We start from the raw sequence: 13,095 nt of genomic DNA on the forward strand, positions 1-13,095 counted from the left end.
AGGTCGTTTATTAAATACAGATTATATGAACACAACTTTGAACTACCCCCACTTAACACTCTAATGAGATGTTTGAAGTGGGGGATTCCTGCGAACACCGATATATCCACCGGTTATTTTAGCAGGCACTGCCCGTAGTTCCTACGGTAAGAACTGAAATATCTTGTACGTTGACTCACCACGCTCCCTACTTTAGCTTGGTTTTCGCAACTTCAGCAAGCGTGGGACGATAGAACGTTGAAGATTTTACGATTGCAACGATTTTTCTGCAACCAACCTCATATCGTCAGTTATCAAAGAGCAATCTGTACAAGTATATGATGGCAAATATTTTGGCTTACGCTAACCGACATTCATCTCCCACCTATCTGCTGGTGCTAGCACATCTTCACACAAATTAAGGAGAGAGTCTTCTGGCGGAAAAAGATAAAAAGGAAAAGGACGTATTAGTTATGCACTCTATTCGAACAAATAACCTAGAACAATTACTAGAGCAAGTACAATCATATACAAAAAAAGGTAAACTGGCTACTTATATCCCAGAATTAAGAAATGCAAATCCAGATGATTTAGGGATTGCAATTTATCATAAAGAAACCGATTATATCCATGCCGGGAACTCCCAAACGCTTTTTACCCTTCAAAGTATTTCAAAAGTAATTACGCTTGCACTTGCACTTTTAGAGCGTGGCGAAGAGTATGTATTTTCTAAAGTAGGAATGGAGCCAACTGGTGACCCATTTAATTCTATTATTAAACTAGAAACAGCTAACCCTTCTAAACCACTCAATCCAATGATTAACGCAGGGGCACTAGCGATTACAAGTATACTAACAGGGGATAGTAATGACGAGAAGATGGAACGGATTCTTTCCTTTGTGCGTGATATTACGGACAATCCTACGATTAATTACTCTTCAAAAGTAGCCGGCTCTGAATTAGAAACAGCTTACTTGAATCGTTCTCTTTGCTACTATATGAAACAAAATGACATTATCAATGGCGATGTAGAGGCGTTAATGGACTTATATACACGTCAATGTGCAATTGAGGTAAACTGCATTGATTTAGCACGGATTGGTTTGATTTTTGCAATGGATGGATATGATCCATATAGAAAAAAACAAATCGTTCCGAAACATATAACAAAAATTTGTAAAACATTTATGGTCACATGCGGCATGTACAACGAATCTGGTGAATTTGCAATTCGCGTCGGAATTCCCGCCAAGAGTGGGGTTGCCGGTGGGATATTCGGATGCGTAAAAGGAGAAATGGGAATTGGTATTTTTGGACCCGCTCTAGATGCTAACGGAAATAGTATAGCTGGTTTAAAAATACTAGAACTACTTTCCGCGCAAAAAGGCTGGAGTATGTTTTAACGAATTCCCCGAAAAAATTCTCCTTCCTCAAGCGTTGGACATCTAGGATGGAACACACCGAAGTAATTCTCAGGGAGACGAGAGGTTGCTTTCATCGTGGAACTGAGAAGCTCCCACTTCAAGCTTTGCTATGTGGTGAATAGTTCACATTCATAAGTTATTATCTAATTGATACAATATGTCCTCTTACCGTTAAAATGAAGAAAGTACCTTTAGTAGTATAGGTACTTTCTTTAAATATACCTTCTATTTACTTGTCTATCGTTCAAGTATAAACAAAACACAACTGTTTTTCTATGAAAAAGCGATACTTTCATCCCATTCCTAAAGGCGGACTAAAGTTCGATATCGTCTTTCCCACATCGCGAATTCTGTAAAAGGTGCTGAAATTATATACGCTTAGCTTAATAGCAATGTGGCGCGATCCCTATTATCTTGCTTGTATTTTTGCTTATTGCCCTTATTCGGATTATATAATACCACTTGAACTTAAAAAGTATCACTGTCCGTAAAACCTAAAACATTCATTTTCTCTTTCAATGAACGCCATGGTTCTATTTTAATGGATTTTGTAGTTTTGTCCCTTAGCACACATGCAGATAATTTGTTTCTTCTTTCTTTTTCAAAATCCGCCCTACTGCAAAATGATAAACTAAATAGCTATATAAAAATTATATAATTATTAAGTGTATTATGAAGTAATATGTGTTAATTAGGTGGTTCATAACTTTACTTTATTTCTTCTCTTTATACTCTTTAATTATCGATTCCAACTACATAAACAAAGACGAGGTCTTCAATCAGACCTCGTCTATTCGTCGTATAGCGTATTACAAAAATTATTAGCGGCTTCATAAAATTCAATTGTAATTTCCTCACCGTTTTATGTGTTAAGAAGCGTTACAACAGAACCGTTTCTAATTTATCAGAAATTTTTTGGCTGCATCAAACCGAAAGATTTCTCCCACCTATCGCCCTGTACACGCTTGAGGAAAGAGAATTTTTTCGGATAATGTGTTAAAAATTAATTTCAAAATGAATCCAAATTATCACCATTAGAGGCAATAACATTTTTATACCATGCAAAGCTTTTTTTTCTATAACGTTTTAGGGTACCATTCCCATCATTATCCTTATCTATATAGATGAATCCATAACGCTTTTTCATTTCTGCTGTTGATGCACTTACTAAATCAATTGGTCCCCATGTAGTATAACCTAATAAATCGACTCCATCAGCGATGGCCTCTTTCATTTCTTTAATATGAGATTTCAAATAATTAATTCTATAATCATCATGTACTGTACCTTCTGTATTTAGTACATCTACTGCTCCAAAACCATTTTCAACAATGAATAGAGGTATTTGGTATCGATCATATAACAAGTTCAAGGCTATGCGTAAACCTTTTGGATCAATTTCCCATCCCCAATCTGAGACCTTTAGGTATGGGTTTTTAACACCACCAACCTGTAAGTTACCGGCAGAAGTTTCATGTTTATCAGGAGAAGCAGATGCCGTACCGCTATTATAGTAGCTAAAACCTAGGTAATCTACTTTATGGGATGAGAGAATTTCCTCATCACCAGGTTCCATTGTGATTTGTATTTGATTTTCAGCGAAATATTTTTCAGTATATGACGGATAATATCCTCGAACTTGAACATCAGTAAAGAATACTGTTTCACGATCTAACATCATAGCTTTCCATACATCTTCAGGATTACAAGTATGCGGATAAGTTGGCGCATAGGCAAGCATGCAACCTATCTTACTATTCTTTATCGTTTCATGACCTGCTTTTACAGCTAAAGCGCTTGCGATAAATTGATGATGAGCCGCTTGATACTGTATGTTTTGTCTATGATCCCCATCTTTAAACTCGAGTCCCCCACCAGTAAAAGGAGCATGAATTACAAAATTAATTTCATTAAACGTCAACCAATATTTCACGTGTTTATAGCGTTCAAATAAAGTAGTAGCAAAATTTAAATAAAAATCAATAAGTTTACGATTTCGCCATCCTCCATATTTTCTCACTAAATTGAGAGGCATTTCATAATGAGATATTGTTACGATAGGCTCAATGTGGTATTTTTTCAATTCGGCAAATACTTGATCATAGAAAGCTAATCCTTCTATACTTGGTTGGGACTCATCACCATTTGGAAAAATTCGAGTCCATGCTATACTCATACGGAAGCATTTAAATCCCATTTCTGCAAAGAGAGCAATATCTTGTTTATAGTTATGATAATAGTCAATTGCAGTATGATAAGGGCAATCTCCATTTAGTAAGAAATTTGGTGGGCTAAATACACCATTTGGTAGTACATCTGCTGTAGAAAGGCCCTTTCCACCTTCTTTATAAGCCCCTTCAATTTGATTCGCTGCTGTTGCTCCACCCCATAAAAAATTTTCAGGAAACGGTTTAGAGAATGGTTTCATATTTAATACCCCCTATTTAACTATTGTTAATAAATTTGCATTAGTTGAGACGGATTGATTCGTCGTGTGAATAATATCTAGAAATTGATTGCTATTTGTCACAATAATGGGTGTCGTTGTTTCATATCCAGCTTCTTTAATTTTATCGATTTCAAATTGAATTAAAGATTGCCCCATCGACACTGAATCCCCTGTTTCTACAAGCTTAGTGTAATACTTTCCATCTAATTGAACTGTATCAATTCCTACATGAATTAAAATCTCGATTCCATCATCTGAGGTAATTCCCACTGCATGTCCAGTTGGAAACATAGTAGTCACAGTCCCGTTTACTGGGGAAATCACCTCACCCTTATTAGGATCAATGGCTATACCTTTACCCATTGCTTCGGATGAAAATACTTGATCATTTACTTTTGATAATGGGATGACTTGTCCAGATAATGGACTGTTAATTATTTGTTTGTTTAATACTTTTTTCGTGTTATTAGGATTACTCAGCTGCTTAGGCTCCCCTTCTATCTTTCCCTTCTGTTTTAAAGGTTTATCTTCATATCCAAAGAAATAGGTAAGCAGTGTAGCTCCACCAACTGTAAGTAAGATCATGAAAAAGTAAGGTAACCATGGAGTGGTAGAACCGCCTAGTGTAAAAATACTATGCAGCATAAACGCTTTCGCTTCGGCTTTAAATGACCCAATAAATGCGCCTCCGATAGCACCAACAATAATGACATAAGCTAGGGTACGTTTATGAGTTAAAATTAAGCCATAAATAATTGGTTCTGTTACACCAGAAAGTAAACCAGTAATTGTAGTAGATCCTGCTAGAGATTTTAGTTTTTTGTCTTTCGTTTTCAGGAAAATCCCTAAAGCGATTCCCATTTGTGCAAATGTACTTGCTGCCCACATTGGATCTATTGGATCTCCACCATTCGTTAAGTTTTCGATACTCATTGGAATGAGTGCCCAATGAAGTCCAAAGACTACTAAAATAATCATTGTACCTCCAATCACGGCACCAGTCAGTAATCCACTGTGTTCACTTAAAAAGTTAATACTAGAGGTAATCATTTTTCCTACATAAATTCCGAAAGGCCCAAACGCTAGTACTGTTAATGGAACTATAATAATCAATGAAATCATTGGAGAAAGAAATAATTGTAAATCCTTATGGATAACTTTTTTTAGAAACTTCTCCAATTGTGCATAAATAAGTACAGCAATAAAGGATGGAACGATACTTGAAGAATAATCCATTAATAAGACAGGAATTCCCAAGAATGAAGTTGTATCTCCATTGCTCATTAGACTAGTAAAATTCGGTTCTAATAATGAAGCTCCAATAATTCCACCCATATATCCATTAGCACCAAGTTTAATAGCAAGAGTAATACCAATCATAACAGGTAAAAAGTATAAAATAGCATTTCCTGCTGCTGCTAGGATTCCATACGTACCACTTTTTTCAGAAAGAACATCAAACATAACTAATACTGCTAATATCGCCTTTAACATCCCAGCTCCAGCAAGTGGTGCTAAGAGTGGTGTAAACGTACCAGAGATTAATTCGAAAATCATTGCTGTGAGCTTTACCTTTTCTTTAGGTTGATTATTTGATTGAGCAGATCCACTATTAAAGTTTCCTACTTGAACTAAATCATTGTACACATCTGCCACATTTGAACCAATTACAATTTGAATTTGTCCTGTACTCTCAACAACACTAAGTATCCCTTCTAAATGTTCTAACTTTTCTTTGTCTAAAAGCGTTTTATTATTTAGTTGGAAGCGAAGACGCGTAGCACAATGGACAACGCTTTTGACATTCTCCTTTCCTCCAATTCCTTGTATAATCTTTTTTGATAATTTTTCATATTTCATTCTACACACTCCTTTATTATTGAAAATTATTATATATATCAAGATAGCCTGAATTTCCTTAGAGATTTGTACTCAAACTCTTAACCCCTTGGACACCAAAAGAGGAAATTGGAGAAACAAAAGGTTTCTTCTAAGAGAATTTCTTAGCTTTTGATTAGATAAGGGTCAATGCTATAAAATGTAGCATCAGAAATATAAAAAACCTGAGTTGAAACTATGTATATACATAAGCTTCAACTCAGGTTTTGCCTGCCAAACAGTCACAATCCTGTAAATTAATCATTTTGATTTAGTTTTCTTTGAGTAACACGGTTTATATGAATAACAAAATAAGTAATCTCATTTTTTGTAAGTTTTTGATTGTAGTTAGATTTTAAAAGCGCCATTATCTTCTTTGCACAACCGTAAGCTTCCGGATAACTTTCCTTAACTTGTTGAAATAATAAGCTATCTTCTTCTACTATTTGTTCATTACGAGAGAGACGATAAGCAAAATACCTTAAATGTGTCACAAAACGATTATAGTTCAGAGATTTTTCATCTAATTTGATTCCAAAATGATAGTTTACAATTTTTAAAATTTCTCCTACTATTTTTGTTACCATAATGGTTTCTTCCATTACTATATTATCTTGTTGTGCATTAATTACATGTAAGGCAATAGAACCTGCTTCTTCTTCTGGTAGTTCAAATCCAGTATGTTCTTTAATTATTGTAAGAGCTGTTAAACTAACATTATACTCTTCTGGATAAAACTTTTTTATTTCCCAAAATAAAGGATTCTTAATAATTTGACCTTGTTGAAATCGATTAATTGCGAAGTTAATATGATCAGTTAAGGTAAGATAAATATTATCACTAATTGAGTTAGAAATTTGTTTCTTTATATATTCCACAATTTGGGTAGTAAGCTCGAAGTGTTCCGTAGGAATCTCATTAATTAATTGTAATAATTTATTCGATACTTGACTTTCCTTCTCTAGCACAAATACTTTATCCACTATGGATTCATCAATATATTCACCTACTTTTTTTTGAAAAGAAATTCCTTTACCCATGACAATCATTTCTGTTCCAGTACGTTTTACCAAAGCAACATTATTATTGAAAACTTTTTTTATGAGCATATATCATCACCTTATTAGGTTTTTAGATATTGATTGCTCAGCAGCAGCTATATACTTTAGAGTATAAAAAAACCTAAATTAATTAGAATCCAGTATTTCAAAATCTGGTTTCACCATAATTTAGGTTTTGCCTGCCGAACAGTCACAATCCATTTGAAGTTTTATACCCTGATTATAGCTAACAATGTTAGCGTTTTCAATATGTTTTTATAATTACATATTATTTCCTCTTTTTTAACCGGTTTAAAAGAACATGTTGACCAAAGGATTGGTAGCATAAATTGAATACGAATCATAGCTCGCAATCCTCTACTATGCATTGATTTGAACTACTCACCACTTCAAACAGTCCGTGAGGATTTTAAGTATTGACGCTCTTTTTTGTTATCATAAGAAAACGAACAGTTCAATTAGCATAGTCTGTTCGTTTAAAAAAGAGATAAGAATAGAACCTTATCCTTATGAAGAAACTTTACACTAAAGCCTTAATTTGTAATAGCGTATATTTTCACTGTAAATTTGTTTGTTGCGCCACTTGGGTTTGCAATATAGTATTTAGAATTTGTATATGCTTCAGTCCTAGATCCATTCGAAATGTTTCCCCAACGAACAGAATCCGTCCCCAGAGAAACATCAATCATAACATTGAAGGAAATAGTAGAAGCATTATCTTTTTCTGTAGGCTCGATAACCCATTTTAATCCCTTTGTTCCTGTGGGCAAATTATTAATGCTAAAGTTTTGACTTGATCGATTTTTTTGTCCAGATAATGGCTTAGATTCAGAAGAAATTTGGGAAATTAATATTTCTTTTTCACTTGAGTCTATCCCATTTAATCTGATAATACTATCTATTAAACCTGGTCCAGGAAAATCAGCAGCAATAATACCAGAATGCTTAATACCACCTTGTTGTATGAAATCAGTTCCAAGTGTATTCATTCCCCCATAAAATACTTGTCCATTTATGTCACGAGGGAAATCCCTCCATTCATTTGTTACATTTTTTTGAATCAGTTTTGGATTACTATTAGTATTTCTGCTCTCTTTTCCGCTTGCAACAAACCAAGGGTAACAATTATTCAATAATGCTACTGCACCACCTGTGCCACTAAAATGGTTGAGATAGATCTTACCATTGTTAAAGTTATTATTTGCATTTAGAAGATGGGTTTTCACCGCATTCCATTTTTCATACATTCCGTCTGGTCCAGTGCCAACTTCAAACTTATCTTGGGTATTCAAAGATTCATAATTAATACCATATTCTTGAGATGCCAAGAAATTTTGTAATATTACAATTTTCCCTCGAACATCTCCTAACTTAGGATTATTTTTTTCTGAGGATGGTACAAAATTCAGATCCCAAAAATAGGAAGCATTACGGTCTTTATAATTTTTAAATATTTCCTCGAATGATAGCGAGCCACTTTCAGGATCAGTATCTTCCTTTAAACGCATTAAAATAGTTTCTTTAGGATTTTCTCTTAGAAATTGAATTGTCTCTTTTAATACATCTTCAAACATTGCTTTTTGATTTACAATTCCATGGTGCATCGCAAAAGAATCTTTTACACGTTTAACACGCATGTCTACATAACGAATTCCTGCATTGAATTGTTGAGATAGGGTCATTGTTTGATTTCTTGTCAAATTTTCATCAATAAAACTTGCCCCATGTAAAGCCATTGAACCATGAGTCCCCGGGATAGATACTTCGCTTATTCTTTTTGTATCTTCTAGTTTTGACATCCATGTTGGATTTTGATAGCCTATATTGGATTCATAGGAATAACCTGGATGACTATCAGCAAATACTGTAGAAGTCGTACATAAACTTGCAAGTGTAAAACAAGTAAGGATTCCACTTTTTAAGATGTTTTTCATTTTTATTTTCTTCATTATATCTCTCCTAATTTTTAATAGATTTATCTCATAAAATAAGGTACGTTTTTTTACAATATACATTGCTTCTTTTCCCAGAATAATGAGATTTTCTGCTTGAAAATATTTTTTGATAGCGGTCTGTTACTTCAAATTTTGAAGGGCCATGGCGGTTCATCCAACAACCATCAGATTCATGCATATACAAATTTCATAGAGCCGAACCATAGACATGTAAAGACACCGTTCTTCATCATACTTCACGGATCTTAAAAAGAATTGAAGCCACTCATTTTTTATACACACAAAACAGAAGTCTTAAACAAGACTCCTATTTTGTGACATATATGATAGACAAGATTGTTAACAAATTAAGAAAATATAACAGGTGTGTTAATACTTGGTTTATATTTATTTAAAAGTTTTTATAACAAGGATACTTACGAAAAATGGGCTTCTGCAAAACTAAACAAAATCTTATTTCCCCTTCAATTCCTACTCATTAAAAGTTAAACTAACTACAGTGGCAATAGATTGTGCTGCTTGTTCCCAGCTTCCATCTATAACTTTTCCCATCTGTTGACCAAGTGAGTTTAAATCGTTTGGATTAACTGGGATTCCATTATACGCAGCAAGAATTGATAAAAGCGGAGCCACAAATGGTGTAAAACCACCCCTATCAATATTAAATACAGGCTTATCTATCACCTTTCCATCTTGTACTGTAAACTCATAATAAAATTGATCATCTGGACGAAAACTTAAATGATGAGAAATTTGTCCCTTAACATATTTTTTACCGCCAGCTAAATTTACAACTTCAATTGGTTTTACATTAAATTCGTGCTCAAATACTTTGATTTTTTTGACTTCGGGACCATGTAAAGCAGCATTAACAGCTGTTTCCAAATTATTCTGTGCCAACGGTTGAATACTAATTTGTGACTCTTTTTGTTGAATAGGTGCTTCTTTTTCTGCAGCAAATACCGATGTAGTAGGCAATGCACCTGTAGCTAAAGTAGCTGCAAGCGCTGTTGTCATGATCATCTTACTCTTCATTTTCATAGTTTTCTTCCCCCTTTAAGTTATGATATATAACCTTTTAAATACTGACACCGTGCAATCTTTTTATCACAATATAGGCCAAAGATTATTATAAGAGCATCCGATAAGTAGTGTCAGAAAATTAAAATTAATTATATATGTATTTACAATAATATCTATCTACACACCTTTTCGTAATTTTCAGATAAATGATTAGATAATAGCCTTTTATGAGATAGTTTATCATCTTAAATCTTTATATATACTCTATAAACATAGTAAAATCATATTACTAACACTATAATTGCAGCGAAAAATCATATTAAAGTTAATAAATTAACACAAACTTTCATATTTATTTTTAGGTTCTATTATAAAATTTCTTCACAGATAAAAAATGAGAGAGTTTACAAGTTACATTAAAAAATAAAGCATTTGATGAAAATAAGAGTATATATAAGAGAGAGTATTTTCATTTCACTTTTCTTTAAATAAAAGCCAAATAGTCGTTCATAATGAACGACTATTTGGCACCTTACTAATAATTCGAAGGTTCTTCATATTAATCTATTTTGTTTAATCCCGTAGAAGTAACTTGATAGGTTCTTTTCTTACCTATATATTCCTGTTTACTATTCTCAAGGTTAGTTAGTGTAGCGCGTGTCTTTTCCTTTACTGCTTCCCCTTCTATATGGGTAAACTCAATGTAATCTCCCACTTTTACAGGCACGGTTTGGCTTTCAGCAGTTTGTTGTCTATTTCCCACGATTTCCTTATTGTACACAACACTACCAGATGAATTCTGTACTTTAATACTTGCATACGTATTATTAAAGTAAGAATGTGGTACGCCTGCTTCTAACTTCACCTGCATTTTCTCTGTTGCCCTATTATAATCTACTTTTGCGATGTCTCTATCACTATAACCTTTTAAGGTCCAGCTAAATTGATTTCCGTCTAAAACCGTTGTTTCTGGCATTTTTTCTACTTTCTTCAGACCTTCTTTTGTAACTTCGTACATGGCTTTTTTTCCAAAGCTCTCTTGTTTACTGTTGTCTACATTTGTGAAAGTAGCTCTATTCACACCTTCTAGATGTGTTAACTCAATATAATCGCCTACTTTGACTGGAACTTTTTGCAATTCAGCATTTTGTTGTTTGTTTCCATAAATATTTTTATTGTATGCTACTTTTCCTGATGCATTTTGTACTTTAATACTCGCATATGTTTCATTAAAATAATGATGCGGTACGCCTGCTTTTAAGTCAATTTGCATTTCTTCTGTCGACTTATTGAAATTGATTTTAGCAAACTCGAAATCACTAATCCCTTTTAGTGACCATACAAATTGATTTCCATCTAAAATTGTTGCTTCTGGCATTTTTTCTACTTTCTTCAAGCCTTCTTTTGTAACTTCATACATTGCTTTTTTCCCAAAGCTTTCTTGTTTACTTTTGTCTATATTTGTGAAAGTAGCTCTATTCACACCTTCTAGATGTGTTAACTCAATATAATCGCCTACTTTGACTGGAACCTTTTGCGATTCAGCATTTTGTTGTTTGTTTCCATAAATGTCTTTATTGTATACTACTTTTCCTGAAGCATTTTGTACTTTAATACTCGCATACGTTTCATTAAAATAATGATGCGGTATACCTGCTTTTAAGTCAATTTGCATTTCTTCTGTCGACTTATTGAAATTAATTTTAGCAAACTCGAAATCACTAATTCCTTTTAATGACCATGCAAACTTGTTTCCTTCTAAAATATTATTTACATTAGGCATATCTGGTTTAATTGGATTAGAATCCGTACCCTTCCAAATCTCTGCTGTTAAAATTGGATATCCTAATGCAGCTACTTTTTGAATAGTATCATTATTCGGACGTAATCCCCACTTCTCAAAGAAAGGAATCAAATTTTGTTTGGCTACTTTTGATGCTGAAATCATAAATAATTGTTTTTTATTTTCATCCGTTTGTGGAATTTCATTTGAAGGCATGTCTCTATACAATTGATGCAATTTAGGATAGAAGTCCTCTCCATATGCTAACTGTAGCTGCCAAAGCATAACAAGCTTAACAAAAGCATCACTAATTTCGTCATAATTTTTATTAGATTGTTCTAAGTATTGAAATGCCTTATTATAAGCACCCTCTTGTTGCAATCTAAAAGGTTGATTAGATGTGAATGCTTTTTCTACAGAAAGGCTGTAAATATTATTTTGTACTTCTGTCATATTATAAAACTTCCAAGGTGATTGCTGTCTCAAATGCCCTGCCTCATGCCATGGACCCCAACCATCTTTTATAAATTTATTAATATCTAACACATATTGGATTGCATCTCCTACATATGCGGTTCGATAAGAAGTTGCATACATATAATAATCGGGAGAATGATTTTCTTCTACGTAATGAATATAATGTTTATCTGCTTGTTCCTCGGATAATCCAGCTACTTTGTCTTGAATTCGAGTAGCTTCATCCATCTTTTTTAAGAGTTGTACAGGATCTGTATTAGAGCCCAACAAATATTTCTTAACACGTGCAGGGCTGGCCGTAATTAATACACGTTCTCCTTTTAACTCCACTGCATGTGCATTTGGATATTGGTTCAGCATGTCTATTAAATCTTGTTTCGTATGCTTGCCTAGTTCAAAGAAAGGAGTAGTCGTTCCACCTGTTGTGACTGTTGTTCGAATGGTACCCCCTTGTTGTTTATTATAAAAATAAATCATCCCCCCATTTGGAGATTGGATTGTGTTTATACCGGGTTTTAATGTAAATGATTTTATTTTAGAATCTTCTCTCCAAGAAGCATCATACGAATACGTTCCAATGTATGCTTGAATATTTTGATTTCCTTCTACATTAATCGTTATTTGTTCATTTGGCTTTGCATATAAACCAGTTGGTTCATATGGACTAAATGCCATACTTTTTCTTTCCTGTTGTTTTAGTATCTCAACATCCCCTTTTCCTGGGACTGTATAAGTTCTATTTTCTGATTTAATTGACTTTCCCTCTAGCAGTGATGTTGATAATTTTTTTTGTTGCTGCGTTTCCTCCGCAAAGACATCTGATGAAGAAACCATTCCAGTCGCAAGCATAGTTAATGTAGCAGTAGCTGCAAGTATTTTTCTAGTTTTATGTGTTGAATTATTTCCCATAATATCTCCCTCATTTTTCCTTAATACTCTTAAGGATTTTTTTCTTTTTCATGTTTTTACACCCAAAACTATTCATGCTATTTATGCTGTATCTATTACTCTATTTTTTCTCATAGTAATCTCCTTTTCTTTATTTATTATTGTATATAAATGTTAG

At 33.6% G+C, this 13,095-nt stretch carries 7 protein-coding genes; 1 reads left to right on the forward strand and 6 read right to left on the reverse strand.

What is annotated here, in order from left to right; genetic code table 11:
* The first annotated feature begins 452 nt into the window (after positions 1–452).
* Positions 453–1,382: a glutaminase A gene (gene glsA / locus SJY24_RS31285; RefSeq protein WP_377867491.1), complete on the forward strand. Its 930-nt coding sequence runs from the start codon at positions 453–455 to the stop codon at positions 1,380–1,382.
* Between the two features lie 1,030 nt (positions 1,383–2,412).
* Here glsA and SJY24_RS31290 read toward each other — a convergent pair.
* The 6 genes from SJY24_RS31290 to SJY24_RS31315 all read right to left on the reverse strand — a co-directional run bounded on the left by SJY24_RS31290 (position 2,413) and on the right by SJY24_RS31315 (position 12,938).
* Positions 2,413–3,831, reverse strand: a complete 1,419-nt coding sequence (locus SJY24_RS31290) for a 6-phospho-beta-glucosidase (RefSeq protein ID WP_000802147.1) — start codon at positions 3,829–3,831, stop codon at positions 2,413–2,415.
* Between the two features lie 12 nt (positions 3,832–3,843).
* Positions 3,844–5,712, reverse strand: a complete 1,869-nt coding sequence (locus SJY24_RS31295; protein WP_377867492.1) for a beta-glucoside-specific PTS transporter subunit IIABC — start codon at positions 5,710–5,712, stop codon at positions 3,844–3,846.
* A gap of 275 nt (positions 5,713–5,987) precedes the next feature.
* The gene (licT, locus tag SJY24_RS31300) at positions 5,988–6,839 is read right to left on the reverse strand and encodes a BglG family transcription antiterminator LicT (RefSeq protein ID WP_000905739.1); all 852 of its coding nucleotides are present in this window, start codon (positions 6,837–6,839) and stop codon (positions 5,988–5,990) included.
* A gap of 485 nt (positions 6,840–7,324) precedes the next feature.
* Positions 7,325–8,740, reverse strand: coding sequence for a phosphatidylinositol-specific phospholipase C (locus tag SJY24_RS31305; protein WP_377867493.1), 1,416 nt, complete (start codon positions 8,738–8,740; stop codon positions 7,325–7,327).
* A 477-nt stretch (positions 8,741–9,217) separates the two neighbouring features.
* Positions 9,218–9,787 (reverse strand): hypothetical protein, encoded by a 570-nt coding sequence (locus SJY24_RS31310; protein ID WP_000782840.1) that lies wholly within the window; start codon positions 9,785–9,787, stop codon positions 9,218–9,220.
* A gap of 541 nt (positions 9,788–10,328) precedes the next feature.
* Positions 10,329–12,938 (reverse strand): putative mucin/carbohydrate-binding domain-containing protein, encoded by a 2,610-nt coding sequence (locus SJY24_RS31315; RefSeq protein WP_377867494.1) that lies wholly within the window; start codon positions 12,936–12,938, stop codon positions 10,329–10,331.
* Between the last annotated feature and the right edge of the window lie 157 nt (positions 12,939–13,095).

The organism is Bacillus sp. R86525 (assembly GCF_042466195.1).
Lineage (GTDB): Bacteria > Bacillota > Bacilli > Bacillales > Bacillaceae_G > Bacillus_A > Bacillus_A nitratireducens.